Origin of the sequence: Bacillus pseudomycoides DSM 12442 (genome assembly GCF_000161455.1) — a bacterium.
Classification (GTDB): domain Bacteria; phylum Bacillota; class Bacilli; order Bacillales; family Bacillaceae_G; genus Bacillus_A; species Bacillus_A pseudomycoides.
The window spans coordinates 3424908-3439897 of the sequence record NZ_CM000745.1; the positions used below are offsets into that span (position 1 = coordinate 3424908).

18 protein-coding genes are annotated in these 14990 nt (G+C 36.4%); 6 read left to right on the plus strand and 12 right to left on the minus strand.

The features are described 5' to 3' along the window. Positions 1-3: 3 nt before the first annotated feature. Positions 4-1068, plus strand: coding sequence for an ABC transporter permease subunit (locus BPMYX0001_RS17280; protein WP_006095877.1), 1065 nt, complete (start codon positions 4-6; stop codon positions 1066-1068). Between the two features lie 18 nt (positions 1069-1086). Here BPMYX0001_RS17280 and BPMYX0001_RS17285 read toward each other — a convergent pair whose 3' ends face one another. Both BPMYX0001_RS17285 and BPMYX0001_RS17290 read right to left on the minus strand, forming a co-directional pair. Further along, complete coding sequence (locus BPMYX0001_RS17285; RefSeq protein ID WP_006095878.1) at positions 1087-1632, minus strand: hypothetical protein; 546 nt, start codon at positions 1630-1632, stop codon at positions 1087-1089. A gap of 109 nt (positions 1633-1741) precedes the next feature. After that, a complete protein-coding gene (locus BPMYX0001_RS17290; RefSeq protein ID WP_006095879.1) occupies positions 1742-2161 on the minus strand; it encodes a MarR family winged helix-turn-helix transcriptional regulator in 420 nt (139 codons plus the stop codon). 159 nt (positions 2162-2320) lie between these two features. Here BPMYX0001_RS17290 and BPMYX0001_RS17295 point away from each other — a divergent pair, with 159 nt between their 5' ends. Further along, the gene (locus tag BPMYX0001_RS17295) at positions 2321-2983 is read left to right on the plus strand and encodes an SIMPL domain-containing protein (protein WP_003200046.1); all 663 of its coding nucleotides are present in this window, start codon (positions 2321-2323) and stop codon (positions 2981-2983) included. A 136-nt stretch (positions 2984-3119) separates the two neighbouring features. Next, positions 3120-4409, plus strand: coding sequence for an NCS2 family permease (locus BPMYX0001_RS17300; RefSeq protein ID WP_003200043.1), 1290 nt, complete (start codon positions 3120-3122; stop codon positions 4407-4409). 32 nt (positions 4410-4441) lie between these two features. Here BPMYX0001_RS17300 and corA read toward each other — a convergent pair whose 3' ends face one another. From corA to spoIIM, 9 genes are all read right to left on the minus strand, one after another. Further along, positions 4442-5404: a magnesium/cobalt transporter CorA gene (corA, locus tag BPMYX0001_RS17305; RefSeq protein WP_003208351.1), complete on the minus strand. Its 963-nt coding sequence runs from the start codon at positions 5402-5404 to the stop codon at positions 4442-4444. 60 nt (positions 5405-5464) lie between these two features. Next, a complete protein-coding gene (locus tag BPMYX0001_RS17310) occupies positions 5465-6769 on the minus strand; it encodes a pyrimidine-nucleoside phosphorylase (protein ID WP_006095880.1) in 1305 nt (434 codons plus the stop codon). A gap of 7 nt (positions 6770-6776) precedes the next feature. Beyond that, positions 6777-7598, minus strand: a complete 822-nt coding sequence (locus BPMYX0001_RS17315) for a purine-nucleoside phosphorylase (protein WP_006095881.1) — start codon at positions 7596-7598, stop codon at positions 6777-6779. A gap of 13 nt (positions 7599-7611) precedes the next feature. Continuing rightward, entirely contained in the window at positions 7612-8796 is a 1185-nt protein-coding gene (deoB, locus tag BPMYX0001_RS17320; RefSeq protein ID WP_018766097.1) for a phosphopentomutase, read from the minus strand. 365 nt (positions 8797-9161) lie between these two features. Then, the gene (locus BPMYX0001_RS17325; RefSeq protein ID WP_018780831.1) at positions 9162-9902 is read right to left on the minus strand and encodes a FixH family protein; all 741 of its coding nucleotides are present in this window, start codon (positions 9900-9902) and stop codon (positions 9162-9164) included. Between the two features lie 228 nt (positions 9903-10130). Next, positions 10131-11021 carry a site-specific tyrosine recombinase XerD gene (gene xerD / locus BPMYX0001_RS17330; protein ID WP_003208345.1) on the minus strand — a complete coding sequence of 297 codons (891 nt, stop codon included), beginning with the start codon at positions 11019-11021 and terminating at the stop codon, positions 10131-10133. A gap of 6 nt (positions 11022-11027) precedes the next feature. Further along, positions 11028-11258: a YqzK family protein gene (locus BPMYX0001_RS17335; protein ID WP_016116176.1), complete on the minus strand. Its 231-nt coding sequence runs from the start codon at positions 11256-11258 to the stop codon at positions 11028-11030. Between the two features lie 105 nt (positions 11259-11363). After that, entirely contained in the window at positions 11364-11819 is a 456-nt protein-coding gene (gene fur, locus BPMYX0001_RS17340) for a ferric iron uptake transcriptional regulator (protein ID WP_000392653.1), read from the minus strand. Positions 11820-11926: 107 nt separating this feature from the next. Continuing rightward, the gene (gene spoIIM, locus BPMYX0001_RS17345; RefSeq protein WP_003208343.1) at positions 11927-12574 is read right to left on the minus strand and encodes a stage II sporulation protein M; all 648 of its coding nucleotides are present in this window, start codon (positions 12572-12574) and stop codon (positions 11927-11929) included. 124 nt (positions 12575-12698) lie between these two features. Here spoIIM and BPMYX0001_RS17350 point away from each other — a divergent pair, with 124 nt between their 5' ends. Beyond that, positions 12699-13250, plus strand: a complete 552-nt coding sequence (locus BPMYX0001_RS17350) for a GNAT family N-acetyltransferase (RefSeq protein WP_006095883.1) — start codon at positions 12699-12701, stop codon at positions 13248-13250. Between the two features lie 22 nt (positions 13251-13272). On the opposite strand, the gene BPMYX0001_RS17355 is transcribed toward BPMYX0001_RS17350, so the two are convergent. Then, positions 13273-13812 carry an NUDIX hydrolase gene (locus BPMYX0001_RS17355; RefSeq protein ID WP_003208342.1) on the minus strand — a complete coding sequence of 180 codons (540 nt, stop codon included), beginning with the start codon at positions 13810-13812 and terminating at the stop codon, positions 13273-13275. 74 nt (positions 13813-13886) lie between these two features. Between BPMYX0001_RS17355 and mciZ the strand changes: the two genes are divergently transcribed. Then, positions 13887-14015 (plus strand): Z-ring formation inhibitor MciZ, encoded by a 129-nt coding sequence (gene mciZ / locus BPMYX0001_RS17360; RefSeq protein WP_006095884.1) that lies wholly within the window; start codon positions 13887-13889, stop codon positions 14013-14015. 53 nt (positions 14016-14068) lie between these two features. Then, positions 14069-14983: an aldo/keto reductase gene (locus tag BPMYX0001_RS17365; RefSeq protein ID WP_006095885.1), complete on the plus strand. Its 915-nt coding sequence runs from the start codon at positions 14069-14071 to the stop codon at positions 14981-14983. The last annotated feature ends 7 nt before the right edge of the window (positions 14984-14990 follow it).

A 14990-nucleotide genomic window follows, 5' to 3' on the forward strand; every position in this document is an offset into this window, starting at 1 on the left:
TATATGTTTCATAAAGCTTTATGGATACAGAATTATAAACAAGGAAAATATGTAATTTGGCTCTTTTGGCTAAGCACTTTATACGTCTTACCATATAAATATTACACGGACGCTCAGCATATGGCTGAATATTTACGCAAAACAACAGATACTTATTACGGGTATTTTTTACAAGGAGCTGGCATACTATTCCCAGCTCTTCTATTAATGGGATTAGCTATTCTATTAATAGGACGGGAACGCAATAATCAAAGCATTGACTTCTTATGGTCTATGCCATTTAAACGTTCACATCTATTTTTGTCGAAATGGTTACTAGGTATCGTTCATATTGTGGGCGCACTGAGCCTCAGTTGGCTTTTTATGTATATCATCTATAGGAATACGATACATGCTCAGTATCAATCCTTTTCACCTTTTCATTTGTACTTTGTATATACAATCATTACGCTTATTGCAGTCTATACGTTCACACTCTTTATTGGAACAATTACAGGGAACGTAATCTCACAAGGCGCTTTAAGTTATATTATGATCATTTTACCTTTATACATCTTTAGGCTTACGTTCCCTTTTTTCGCATTACATGTAGATTTATCACAAGAAGAGTACAATTATAATTACAATAAATATGCCCATTATACAGAAAATGTAAGTGTTGTAGCTCCTCTTAATTATTTTCATATTCATTATAACTATGACCCACAAAATGGACCTTTTAAAGATGAATTTGGAGACCTACAGACGGGACCAACTTATCATCACATCCCATCTGTTTGGACATTGTTAAGTCCCGCTATCTATATACTAATTTGTCTTCCGTTAGGATCTTATTTATATACGCGTGCGCCTAATGAGCATAACGGAAAAATATTGTTATACCCAAAACTTCATAAGTATTTCTTAATCTGTACTTCTATTTGCTTCGCACTTCTTGGCGGCGTTGTTTTTACTGATGGCAGTAATTCTTTGCCTCTTTACTATATCTACTTTATAGGCTCTGGCCTACTAACATATGTTACCTTGTACCGACTGTTAAAACAGAAGCTCTCTTTATATGCAAAATAACCTCCTCACCCGAGGAGGTTATTTCACACTCTCTCTTCTTTTCCCATATCCCTTCTCTTCTTTCATTCCAAATCCATCGCCATTCTCTATCATTTGATCTGTCGGTGCTATAATACTTTCAGCAACTTTCCAATCTCCTTGTTCCTGCACAAACACTTGAAGAAAATAATTCATTCCATTTAATTGATATGGATTTTCTTTTTTCACTTCATAACGAACAGCAACGTAATACACTTGAACATTTTTATTTTCAAATTTAGAGACGTATTGAGATAACCTCGGGATGTAATGCGAAGCCTTTTCAAGTGAAAGTTGTTTTACTTTTACGAGAGAAGAATTTGTGACATTGCGCAGTGTATCTTGCTCACGAATATTATTACTATGGTGAAAAAGAATAGTATTCTGCATAGAACGAACCCATAATTTCGAATATAAAACGGGCTGATCACTCGCAATATAGTGCAGTTCTTTTTGAACAACTTGGATTGGTGTTTTTGCATAAATTAATGTGCTAGAGCATATAAAACTTCCAATAATAATTACGAATGAAACGATGTATTTCATTATTTTCCCTCCGATACTTTTTACTTAAAGTATTGGAGTTTCAAAATATTTTTATTCAAAAGAAAAAGGATAGGAAAGCACTTTGCCCCCCTACCCTCATTTATTGTAATTATAGTACGCGACCAAATAGTTCTAATACCATCTCAATCTCTTGATCGCTCCACCCTTTAAATTTTTCTTTATAGTATTCTTTACGTACAGCTTCAAGTTCTTGTGTAACTTCTTTTCCATGTTCTGTAATCTCCAAATACACAATACGACGGTCTGAATCAGAACGTTTTCTTGTTACAAAACCTTTTCTAACTAAACGATCTGTTACTGCTGTAATATGACTGGATGTTACGTTCACTTCACTAGCTATTTGCGAAGCCATTTGTGGGCTTTTCAAAAATAATGCACGCAATACAGAAAATTCATTATATGGCATATGCTCTGAAAAACGTGTATTAATATCATTTTGTAATAAACGTATCATCTTTCGAAATGATGTAGATAAATCTAAAATCAGTGCTTCTCTTTTTTCGCTCACTAGCCTCGACCCTTTTTTATCATATTTACACATATTATAATCTATAAATACCTACATTGTATATGCTTTCTTTCCTTTTGATTCTCAATTATGTAACTTTTTACATACAATTTTCTCTCTCTTTTGTTCATATACATATAGAAAGGATGGTGAGCAAAAATGCAAGTTGGCATGAATCCCTATTCACCCGATATCCGCAATGGAAAACAAGCAACTATTACTGTACAAGGAGAAGGAGTTATAAAAGCGAAACCAAATGTCGTTGTATTAACAATTGGTATTAGAACAGATAATAAAGATGTGAAACAAGCACAGGAGGAAAATGCAATCCAATCTAAACAATTACTTGCTGCACTTAAACAAATCGGTATCGCTGATAAGGATATAGAAACCATTTCCTATACAATTACTCCTCAATATGAATACGTAAACGAAAAAGCATTGTTACAAGGGTACCGAGTAGAGCATTTGTATGAAATTACCGTTTTAAATGTACAAAAAGCTGGGGAAGTATATGATATAGCCGTTACAAATGGAGCAAATGTAGCAAGAGGATTACGCTTCCGCATTTCCCATCCAAACGCTTACTATCAACAAGCACTATTACAAGCAGTCCAGCACGCTCAAGAAAAAGCTCGTACAATTGCGAGTTCGTATAATTTAAATATTAATCCCGTCCCACTTTCACTCGTTGAAGAATCAGCACAAACACCGCGTGAATTTATGTCTCAAGCTACTTTACACGCACAAGCTGCTCCTCCAATTCAATCTGGAGAACTAGAAATCATCTCTAATGTCCGTGCCATTTTCACATATTTATAGCACCAGTTACCTTTTAAGTAAACGTTCTCATTTTATTTATTGTAAAAAGATTATGTTCTGATATAATAAAGGACGGTGAGCTCTTTACAAAAGAGATATCACGGGTGGGAGAGGGATATGAAAAAGAAGGTTTAACATGAAAGGAATACTTGAAAGAACATTTAAATTAGACCTACACCATACATCACCAAAGCAAGAAATATTAGCTGGAGCAACATCATTTTTCACAATTGTTTATATTATGATTGTCAATGCTTCCATTTTATCAGATGCCGGCATTCCACTTGAAGCAGGAATTTTGGCAACTGTTTTTAGTTCATTTGTCGGATGTCTAATGATGGCATTTTGGGCAAATGCACCTGCTATTCTTGTACCAGGTATGGGTGTAAATGCATTCTTCACGTACACAGCTGTGCATACGCTTGGATTAAGTTGGCAAGAAGCATTAGCAGCTGTCTTTATCGCCGGTATTATTTTTGCAATCGCCGCGTTTACACCGATTGCTCGTACGCTTTCATTATCAATTCCAAAGTCATTAAAAGAAGCGATTACTGTCGGCATCGGTTTATTCTTAGCTTTCATTGGTTTGCAAAAAGGCGGTCTTGTCGTTTCGCATCCGAACACTGCTGTTGCATTAGGAAAATTAAGTAGTCCTGTTGTTTTGGCAACACTGCTTACTCTTATTGTGGCACTTGTGTTATTTATTCGTAACGTACGTGGGAACTTTTTATGGACGATTGCAATTGGAACCGGTATTGCATGGCTATTTGGTCTTGTTGATACAAGCCAAGTAGGAAATAGCTCATTTTCATTCGCTAACTACGGGGATGTGTTTGGTGCTATGTCATTTGGGAAACTTTCTTCCTTACCGTTTTGGATTGCAACATTTTCCTTAAGCATGGTGCTTATTTTTGAGAACATGGGACTTTTACACGGATTATTAGAAGATGACCGTAAATTTCCACGTGCTTATCAAGCAAATGCAATTTCAGCAATGACATGTGGTCTATTTGGCACAAGTCCTACCGTTTCAACAGTAGAAAGTGCCGCAGGTATTACAGCAGGCGGTAAAACAGGTCTGACGTCTATCGTTACAGGGATGTTATTCTTTGCATCACTGTTTGCTCTTCCGTTTGTAAAATTAATTCCTGATAGTGCCATTGCACCAATCTTAATTATTATTGGCGGTCTAATGATTACAAACATTCAGGCAATCCCTCTAAACGACTTTTCAGAAGGATTTCCAGCGTTCTTAATTATCGTTATGATTCCGCTCACATATAGTATCGCTGATGGCATTGCGTTCGGATTTATTGCTTATCCTATTTTGAAGATTGCTCTTGGAAAGCATAAAGAAGTCGCACCGTCTATGTATATCATTACATGCCTATTCTTAGCCATGTTTGTGTTACATGCTATTGGCTAGAAAAAACGCCGGGGAATCCCCTCGGCGTTTTTTCACTTAAACCATCCTTTTTTATAGAACCAGGCCATCATTCCTCCACCAATTAACGCCATAATAACTAAACAAATAAAATAGCTATATTTCCCTGCTAACTCTGGCATATGCGCGAAGTTCATCCCATACACCCCTGCAATAAATGTTAATGGCATGAAGATGGTCGAGAAAACCGTTAATGTTTTCATAATATTGTTCATATGATGCGAATTCAATGAAAAATAGCTATCTCTAATATCAGCTGTTAATTCTCGGCTTGCTTCAATCATTTCAGAAAGCTTTAGTAAATGATCATGTATATCCTTAAAGTAAATTTCATGATCACTTACACCGTAAAACCGAGTTGAATTTAAAATACGATACAAGAGGTCACGCATCGGTATAATTGTACGTCTAAGCTTAGATAAGTCCGTACGAATATCGAATACTTCTTCTAGTACACGCCCTGCTGTATCCCCTGTTAAATTATCATCAATCGCATTTAAATGATCTTCAATATAATAAACAGGTGCAAAGTAGTCATCCACAATTTGGTCAATGATTGTATGTGCTACATGGAGGGGACTCTTCTTGATACGTTTCCTCTCGCCAAGTGTTGTCCACACTCTTTCAATCGCATTATTATGTGAAAAATGGAAAGAGACAATATAACGATCACTAACAAATAGATCGATCTCATGTGGCTCTAATCCATCTTCTCCAAATGCATGGAGAACTAAAAAGTTATATCCATCATAGAAATCCACTTTTGGTCTCTGTACATATTCTACACAATCTTCAATCGCAAGGGGATGGAACTTAAAATGTTTTTGTAAAATGTATGTATACTCTTCTTTTGTTGGCTTATATAAATCAAGCCAATACCATGCGATATCTTCTCGTCCTGTTTCTTCTAACGAAACATCGTATAATACTTCATCTTCTTTCGTTACTGCACAAATTTTAATCATAATTTCACCCATTATTATTATAAACAAAAAACAGTAAAAAAAGCCAAGGAGAAGGCTCCTTAGCTTTTTAGCTTATTTCGTTACAATGCCATGCACGAGTTTCGGTGCATCAACATGGTCTTTCGCAATTTTCATGTTCTCATAAATTTTCGCTTTTACATCTTCTACATTTTCGCGATTCGCGTAAATCGTAACAAGTGAGTCACCTTTTTTCACGCTATCGCCCACTTTTTTGCGAAGCATAAGTCCAACAGCTAAATCAATCTCAGATTCTTTCGTTGCACGGCCTGCCCCTAAAAGCATTGCTGCTGTTCCAATTTCATCTGCAACAATTTCAGATACGTATCCATCTTCTTTTGCCTCTACTTCAATTTTAAATTGTGCTTGTGGCAGTTTAGAAGGATCATCAACAACAGAAGCATCCCCGCCTTGCGCTGCCAGGAACGTTTTAAACGCTTCTAACGCTTTTCCATTGTTCATTACTTCGATTAGTTTTTCACGCGCATCTTCTAAAGAAGAAGCTTTTCCAGCAAGGTATACCATTTGACTTCCAAGTGTTAAACATAACTCTTCTAAGTCTTTTGGTCCTTTACCTTGTAATGTATCAATTGCCTCTTGTACTTCTAATGCATTACCAATTGCCTCGCCAAGCGGTTGGCTCATATCAGAAATAACTGCCATCGTTTTACGACCAACATTATTACCAATACGTACCATTGCTTCTGCTAAACGTTTTGCATCTTCATCCGTTTTCATAAATGCACCTGCACCTGTTTTTACATCAAGTACAATTGCATCTGCACCAGCAGCAATTTTTTTACTCATAATAGAGCTCGCAATAAGAGGGATCGAGTTTACTGTCGCTGTTACATCACGAAGTGCATATAACTTTTTATCAGCAGGTGTTAAGTTTCCACTTTGTCCGATAACTGCAATTTTATTTTCATTTACAAGACGAATAAATTCATCATTTTCAATTTCCACATGGAATCCTGGTACTGCTTCTAATTTATCGATTGTACCACCTGTATGCCCTAATCCTCGACCAGACATTTTAGCAACTGGTACATCTAAAGCAGCCACTAATGGACCTAATACAAGCGTAGTTGTATCACCAACACCGCCCGTTGAATGCTTATCTACTTTTACTCCTTCAATCGCTGATAAGTCAATTGTATCGCCGCTATTCACCATTGCCATCGTTAAATCGGCACGCTCTTGATCATCCATATCTTGGAAGAAAATTACCATTGCGAATGAGCTCATTTGATAATCTGGAATGTCACCATTTGTATAGCCTTCTACAATAAATTTCACTTCTTCTGTTGTTAATGCATGTCCATCACGTTTTTTGGCAATTAGGTCCACCATTCTCATTGTAAACTCACCCCTTCATTTGTTTTACAATTGCTTTTACTAATGCTAAGAAATTAGATTTCACACGTTCTGTCGTTTCAATTACTTCATCATGATGAAGTGGCTGATCTAAAATACCAGCTGCCATGTTTGAAATACAAGAAATTCCAAGTACTTTCATACCAGCATGGCGCGCTACAATAACTTCCGGTACAGTAGACATACCAACTGCATCTCCGCCAAGTGTACGAAGCATACGAATTTCAGCAGGTGTTTCGTATACAGGACCTGTCATTCCAACGTATACACCTTCTTGCACTTTAATATTTAAGTCTTCCGCAACTTGTTTTGCCATTTCGCGAAGCTCTTCCGTATACGATGTAGACATATCAGGGAAACGTACGCCCATTTCAGCATCATTTGGTCCGATTAATGGATTCGTACCCATGAAGTTAATATGGTCTGAAATTAACATAAGATCGCCTGGTTCAAATGATGTATTTACACCACCAGCTGCGTTTGTTACAACAACTGTTTCTACACCTAGTTCCTTCATAACACGAACTGGGAATGTTACTTTTTGCATGTCATATCCTTCGTAGAAATGGAAACGTCCTTGCATCGCAACTACAGTAACACCTTGAAGTGTACCAAATACAAGCTGCCCTGCATGACCTTCTACAGTTGATACTGGAAATTCAGGAATTTCGCTGTATGGTACTGTTACAGCATTTTCGATTTCATCTGCTAAGACACCTAGTCCAGATCCAAGGATAAGTCCTACTTGTGGTGTTTCTTGGAATTTCTCTTTTAAGTATGAAGCTGATTTTGTAATAAGTTCACGATTCATTATGTTGTCCCCCTTATTTCTTTAAGTTGTTTAAGAAACTTGTTCCGTATTCTGGCATTTTCACACCGAAGTTTTCTGCTACAGTCGCACCAATATCAGCAAATGTTTGGCGAAGTGTTAATTCTTGTCCGCCGTCTTTCATGCTTGGGCTATATGCTAGTAATGGTACGTATTCACGTGTATGGTCAGTACCATGATGAATTGGATCATTACCATGATCTGCTGTAATGATTAATAAATCATCTTCTTTTAGTTTTTCAAATACTTCTGGAAGACGTGCATCATATTCTTGCAATGCTTCTCCGTATCCTTGAGGATCACGACGATGACCGAACATCGCATCAAAATCAACTAAATTCAAGAAGCTAAGACCTGTAAAGTCCATATTCAATGTATCTACAAGCTTATCCATTCCATCCATATTAGATTTTGTACGAAGAGATTCAGTTACGCCTTCCCCATCGTAAATATCAGAAATTTTACCAATTGCAATTACGTCATAATTGCTATCTTTTAGTTCGTTCATTACTGTACGACCAAATGGTTTTAATGCATAGTCATGACGGTTTGGTGTACGTGTGAAGTTTCCTGGTTCTCCAACGAATGGACGAGCAATAACGCGGCCCACCATATATTTTTCGTCCAGTGTTAACTCACGTGCAATTTTACAAATGTTATATAGCTCTTCAAGTGGTACTACTTCTTCATGAGCTGCGATTTGTAATACGCTATCAGCAGAAGTATACACGATCAAAGAACCTGTCTCCATTTGCTCTTGACCAAGTTCATCAAGAATCTCTGTTCCAGAAGCAGGTTTATTACCGATGATTTTGCGCCCTGTTTTTGCTTCTAACTCATCAAGTAACTCTTTTGGGAATCCTTCCGGGAACACTTGGAATGGTTTATCGATGTAAAGACCCATGATTTCCCAGTGGCCTGTCATTGTATCTTTACCAGTAGATTTTTCTTGCATTTTTGTATAGTAACCAAGTGGCTTCTCTACTTTAGAAATCCCTTTCATTTCACGAATATTACCAAGGCCTAATTTCACCATGTTTGGCATTTGTAATCCATTCATATGTTCAGCAATATGACCGATTGTATCAGAACCTACATCACCAAACTTTTCAGCATCTGGAGCTTCTCCGATTCCTACAGAGTCCATTACGACTAGGAAAATACGTTTATATTTATTCATAACTGCAACCTCCTATATGTTCAGTTCTACTTCTTGTAGTATGTTCAAAACGTTGTAAAGTGAAACTGTTATCAGTAAGAATTCTCTCGTTTCCCCACTAACTAAAACACTTGTTCAAGCCATTCTCCAACCCGCTTCGCTCTATTTTCAAACGAAGCAAAAAACTTTCCTGTTTTTTCTAAGTCAGATGTCAGACATCTCATACTGATATCATAACATGTTTACGCTTTCTTTTTAATACATTTTCGTAGAAATTCTTATTTTTGTCACACTTTCTATTGTAATCCATTCTGCACAGAAGTGCTAATGAAATTATGATATATTTCATTAACCTAAAGAAAAAAGCAGCTCTAAAGAGCCGCTCCTTATTTTACCTCTACTGTTTCTTCCTTATGTTCGTGAAGTTCACCTTTTCTCACATGAACCTTCACTTTATAAGCACCTGCGTCTTTAAACGTATGTTTGCTTTCATACTCGCCTTTATTACCTTCTTTTGCTGGAATAAACTCATGTTTTTCCACGCCGTCTTTCCAAATTTCAAGTTGTACTTCAGCTCCAGTTAATGCTTCTTCCTTTTGTTTCAAATGAACTTTCATTGTTGATTCAGCATTTGCTTTTACATCGCCAGCCATAAGGTGAATCATCGTATCACTCTTATGATTGCCATGTCCTGCCTCATGACCACCATTTTCTTTCTTCGTATCCTCAACTTTTGCATTTCCTACAGCAATTTTTTCTTCTGGCATAACATGCATTTCACGTGCATTTGTATGTGCAATAACATGATACACGCCGTCAGATGGGAATGTCTTCTCTACCGCATAAACACCTTTCCCTTTATGCTTACCGTTTAACATTTCATGTTTTTCTTCGCCATCTTTCCAAATTTCAAACTTCACATCGTCAGCATCCGTTACTTTTTCTTTCCCTTGCGTAACAAGTGCCTGTACTTCTGTTTTTTCATTTGGCTTAATTTCTTTCGGGTTTGTTTGAACTGCTACTTTAACTTCTTCAAGTTTCTCTTTTTTCGGCGCTTCTTCTTTCTTTGTATTACAACCAGCTAATGCTAGCATCGCAATAAATAACGTAATTATCAGTTTTTTCATTATCATTTCCTCCTTCATACTCTACTTAGTATAGAGGAAAAGACTAGTCGTATTCTAGCCTCCTGCTGAAAACAATATAAGAAATGTTTGTGAAGTTTTTGTGAAGTGCTTTTTTCTACTTATTTTCCATTTTCAAAATGCATTCTATAATTACTAGAATGCGAATCGTCAAAACTACCTAACTCTTACACTCCCGCCTTACATTACAATAAAAAAAGAGCATAATCATTATGCTCTCGGGTGAAACTGTTTATATACATCTTTTAATCTAGCTTTTGAAACATGCGTATAAATTTGTGTTGTTGAAATATCTGCATGTCCCAGCATTTCTTGTACAGCACGCAAATCCGCTCCATTTTCCAATAAGTGTGTCGCAAACGAATGACGCAAAGTATGCGGCGTAAGCTCTTTTTCTATATTCGCCTCTTTTGCTAGTCGTTTTAAAATTTTCCAAAAACCTTGGCGTGATAAGCGGTTGCCATGATGGTTCAAAAAAAGTGCATCTACTGTTTTTTTGCCCATCAATTCTTTTCTTCCCTTTTCAATATAGCGCTGAATTGCTTCCGTTGCTAAGCTTCCAAGCGGAATGATTCTTTCTTTATTCCCTTTTCCGACGCAGCGAACAAATCCCATTGTCAAATGAACATCCTCTAAATTTAGTGCAATTAATTCGGAAACACGTAGTCCTGTTGCATACAATAACTCTAGCATAGCCTTATCGCGAATACCGAATGCACTTGTCTCTTTTGGCGTTTGAAGCAATGCCTCTACCTCACTCACTGACAATACTTTCGGTAATTTCCGCTCACCTTGAGGTGTTTCAATATGTACAGATGGATCATGTTCTACCACTCGTTCACGAAGTAAAAACTGATGAAACGAACGAATAGAGGCAATGTGGCGTGCCAACGTTTTTGATGATTTTCCGTTCTCTTTTAAATACTGCAAAAAATTCACAATGTGTATCCTTGTCACTTCGTGAAATGTTTTGATTTGCTCGACATGTTGTAAATACTTCACATAACTTTTCAAATCACGCTCATAGGATACAACTGTATTTTTAGCTAACCCTTTTTCAACAATCATATAATGAATAAAATCTTTTAATTGATCTTCCAATCTGCACTACTCCCCATTTTCATAGAAAAAAATCATTCTATTTACGAAAGCATCTTTTGCTGGTTCCTCATTCCCTGATACTTTTTCTACTGTCTCTTCTTTTGGTTTTTCATAACGATGATAACTTTCATATTCTTCATTTATCCATAGTATAGCGAAATAAAACAAAATCGTACAACCTGTAAATAATAAAAATACTTTCATCCCATCAAAAGTTAATTTTAAAGCTCGGCGCATTGTAAACTCCTCCAAAATATATGTTATTACAACATATGCCAAGCTTTCTGCGATTTATACCTAAATTCAAATAAAAAAACCTCTTCCTAGCTAAATAGGAAAAGGTTATTTTTCATCCGTTTCATTTTCTTGACAATTTTTACAAATCCCATGGAAAGTTAAACGATGGTCTTTTACCTTAAAGCTCCAGTCTCGTTCTACTTTTTTCTCCACTTCACCAAGTAAATCCTCTTGAATTTCTTGTACAGCACCGCATTGTGTACAAATTAAATGATGATGGAAACGCTGTGCACCTTCTTGACGTAAGTCATAGCGTGAAACACCGTCTCCGAAGTTAATTTTATCAACAACTTTTAACTCAGATAATAACTCTAAAGTTCGATAGACGGTTGCTAGTCCGATCTCTGGCGACTTTTCTTTTACAAGGAGGTAAACATCTTCTGCGCTTAAATGATCTTCTTCATTTTCTAGCAGCACACGAACCGTTGCTTCACGTTGTGGTGTTAACTTATAGCTCGCTGCATGCAATTGCTTCTTAATTCGTTCAATTCTCTCTTCCATTCGGTACTACTCCCTCCTCGCCACTCTTACACCATTATATCAGAAGAAGGGCTTCTGTCAAAAGAAAAAACAATCAAAATAACTTGATAATTATTCTCAAGTAGTATTTATTTTTTATTAATAGACTCCACGACTTCTTTCATTAAAACTGGTGAAGCATACGCTTCAATACTAGAGGCAATTGCTAATATCACTCCAATGATTAGAAAAAAGCAAGTGTAACGTATTAACATCGGCAATAGCGGCTCGTTGATTTTTCGAATAAATTGATGCCTAATCATACGTAAAGAAAAACTTGCAGCAACTGTCGTCATTACAAGAAACGCTGGAATGATAATTAAATTTTGTGGCAACACGGATACAAATGCTAATAACAATCCATTCCAACCGTGCTGACTCACTAAAAAACCTACTGTAAACCCAACAACTACCCCTTTTAAAAATAATAAAATAAAGATCAGTGGTAATCCAATAATTGAAATACCTAACAGCCAAATAAATCCAATATATTTTAATTGTGAAAAGTAACTTTCTCGAAACATTTCACTCGCAATTGCAAATTCACCTTTGGAAACTTGTCCAAAAAATCGGTTCAAATAAAAAGATAAATCTTGCTTTTGATTCACCTGCAAACTATTTACAAGAATTGCCCCAAATACTACTCCCATCAATAATAAAACGGAAACAAATATGTAAAGCGAAGAATTCTCTTGGATATGAGAAATTACACGATTTTGCCAAGTTTTTCGTAACATTTTTCTTCCCTCCGTTCACACTCTTACTAAAATGTATGAAAGAAAGAAAAAAGTATGACGAATTAACATTGAAATTCCGCTCTACTTTGCTAAACTTAAAAGTAGAGAATAGGAGGGATTTTGCTTGAAACCATTATTATTAGATTTTCCAACATTATTTCAAACTGAGCGCCTACAAGTACGCAAACCATTCCCAGGTGATGGAACAGAGGTGTATGAAGCAATTCAAGCTTCTGTAGAAGACTTACAACCTTGGATGTCCATTACATCTGAAACAGAAGAAAGTGCTGAGGAAATAGTTCGGGAAGCTCATGGACAATTTTTACTTCGTGAAACATTAGCTTTTCACTTATATGATAAAGTATCTGGTACGTTTATTGGAGCTCTTACCCTTCATCCAGAAAACTGGGATATTCCAAAATTTTCACTTCGTTTCTGGTTACATAGCACTTATACAAAACAAGGTTATATGACAGAAGCAGTAAAAGGCGCTGTCCAGTTTGCTTTTGATAAACTTGGTGCGAGACGACTTGAAATTCGCTGTGATGCTACAAATGTAAATGCATGTGCCTTAGCAGAACGTCTTGAATTTATTTTAGAAGGTACACTAGAAAACGACTTTCTTGCTCCAGACGGTAGCTTACGTGACACACGCGTATACGCCAAAATTAATTAAAACACTCGCCTTGGGCGAGTGTTTATTTTTGTAATTGCAAGTATTGCACAGCGAACATAGTCTTTGCATCATGGATACGTTGATTTTTCATAAGTTCAACTGCTTCTTCTAATGAAACTTCCATTAATTCCACAAACTCATCTTCATCTAAAGCTGCTTTATTTTCCTTTTTCTTCAATCCAGTTGCTTTGTATACATATAGAATTTCATCCGCAAAACCAGGTGATGTATAGAAAGATGTAACAAATTCCATTTTGTCACATACATACCCTGTCTCTTCTTCTAATTCACGAGCCGCTGTTACCTCTGGCTTTTCTCCAGGCTCTAATTTTCCAGCAGGAATTTCTACAATCTCTTTTTCTAATGCTTTACGGTACTGCTCAACAAGCACGATTTTCTTTTCATCTGTCACAGCAATTATAGCAACCGCACCAGGATGATTGACAATCTCACGTTTACTCACTTCTCCATTTGGCAATACTACATCATCAACACGAACTTTAATAACTTTCCCATCAAAAATTGGTTCGGTTGCAATCGTTCTCTCTGCAAGATTACTCACAATATTTCATCTCCCTATTCTATTTCCTACTTGTTCTTCATACATTTTACCACACTGAAAGGAGCGTGATAAAAATGAAAGTATATATTTTACCAAATCGTATCACGTTGGTCGGAAAGGCTTGGCAAATTCGGCATCAGCTAAAGCAATACGGAAAAGAGTATGAAACTGTAAAAGAATGGATTACAGCAAACGAAAAGTAAACATTTGTCAACCTTCTTCTGCTTTCGTACAATACAAGTAAGGAGGTTGGCCTATGAAAAAACGTCAATTAGGAAACTCAGATTTATATGTTACTGAAATGGGACTCGGTTGTATGTCCCTTGGCACCAATGAACATGAAGCGATCCGCATCATCCATGAAGCAATGGATTTAGGAATTAATTTTTTTGATACAGCAGACTTATACAATTATGGATTAAATGAAGAATTTGTTGGAAAAGCTCTTAAGGGAAAACGCGATCAAATTGTTCTTACAACGAAAGTAGGAAACCGCTGGATTGAGGAGAAAAACGGCTGGTCTTGGGACCCTTCTAAAGCTTATATAAAAGCAGAGGTAAAAGAAAGTTTACGCCGCCTGCAAACGGATTATATTGATTTATATCAACTTCACGGCGGTACAATCGAAGATCCTATCGATGAAACAATAGAAGCATTTGAAGAATTAAAACAAGAAGGTGTGATTCGTCATTACGGAATTTCTTCTATCCGTCCAAACGTCATTCGTGAATATGCAAAACGTTCTAATATCGTTAGTGTATTGATGGAATATAGTCTTTTAAATCGCCAGCCTGAAGAATGGTTTCCACTACTTCAGGAGCATCAAATTAGCATCATTGCACGAGGACCACTTGCGAAAGGATTGTTAACTGATAACAATGAAAGAAAGATAGAAAAAGTGAAAGAAAAAGATTATCTTTCTTATTCTTATGATGAGTTAATAAAAACATTAACTACTGTAAAAGAAATTACAAAGGAACGTTCGTTAACTGAAACAGCTCTTCAATATTGTTTACATGACCCGATTGTGGCAGCTGTTATTCCTGGCGCTAGCTCCATCCAGCAACTACAAGAAAATGTACAAGCTAACAATCAATCTCCATTAACAACTGAAGAATATAAACAAATTCAAGCAGCTGTTAAATGCGATACATACACATTACACCGATAAAAAATGC

What these genes read in the sequence shown, in the direction of transcription:
- BPMYX0001_RS17280 (WP_006095877.1), top strand. Translation starts at nt 4, where the DNA reads ATGTTTCATAAAGCTTTATGGATACAGAATTATAAACAAGGAAAATAT.
- BPMYX0001_RS17285 (WP_006095878.1), bottom strand. Translation starts at nt 1,632, where the DNA reads ATGAAATACATCGTTTCATTCGTAATTATTATTGGAAGTTTTATATGC.
- BPMYX0001_RS17295 (WP_003200046.1), top strand. Translation starts at nt 2,321, where the DNA reads ATGCAAGTTGGCATGAATCCCTATTCACCCGATATCCGCAATGGAAAA.
- BPMYX0001_RS17300 (WP_003200043.1), top strand. Translation starts at nt 3,120, where the DNA reads ATGAAAGGAATACTTGAAAGAACATTTAAATTAGACCTACACCATACA.
- corA (WP_003208351.1), bottom strand. Translation starts at nt 5,404, where the DNA reads ATGGGTGAAATTATGATTAAAATTTGTGCAGTAACGAAAGAAGATGAA.
- BPMYX0001_RS17310 (WP_006095880.1), bottom strand. Translation starts at nt 6,769, where the DNA reads ATGAGAATGGTGGACCTAATTGCCAAAAAACGTGATGGACATGCATTA.
- BPMYX0001_RS17315 (WP_006095881.1), bottom strand. Translation starts at nt 7,598, where the DNA reads ATGAATCGTGAACTTATTACAAAATCAGCTTCATACTTAAAAGAGAAA.
- deoB (WP_018766097.1), bottom strand. Translation starts at nt 8,796, where the DNA reads ATGAATAAATATAAACGTATTTTCCTAGTCGTAATGGACTCTGTAGGA.
- BPMYX0001_RS17325 (WP_018780831.1), bottom strand. Translation starts at nt 9,902, where the DNA reads ATGAAAAAACTGATAATTACGTTATTTATTGCGATGCTAGCATTAGCT.
- BPMYX0001_RS17335 (WP_016116176.1), bottom strand. Translation starts at nt 11,258, where the DNA reads ATGCGCCGAGCTTTAAAATTAACTTTTGATGGGATGAAAGTATTTTTA.
- fur (WP_000392653.1), bottom strand. Translation starts at nt 11,819, where the DNA reads ATGGAAGAGAGAATTGAACGAATTAAGAAGCAATTGCATGCAGCGAGC.
- spoIIM (WP_003208343.1), bottom strand. Translation starts at nt 12,574, where the DNA reads ATGTTACGAAAAACTTGGCAAAATCGTGTAATTTCTCATATCCAAGAG.
- mciZ (WP_006095884.1), top strand. Translation starts at nt 13,887, where the DNA reads ATGAAAGTATATATTTTACCAAATCGTATCACGTTGGTCGGAAAGGCT.
- BPMYX0001_RS17365 (WP_006095885.1), top strand. Translation starts at nt 14,069, where the DNA reads ATGAAAAAACGTCAATTAGGAAACTCAGATTTATATGTTACTGAAATG.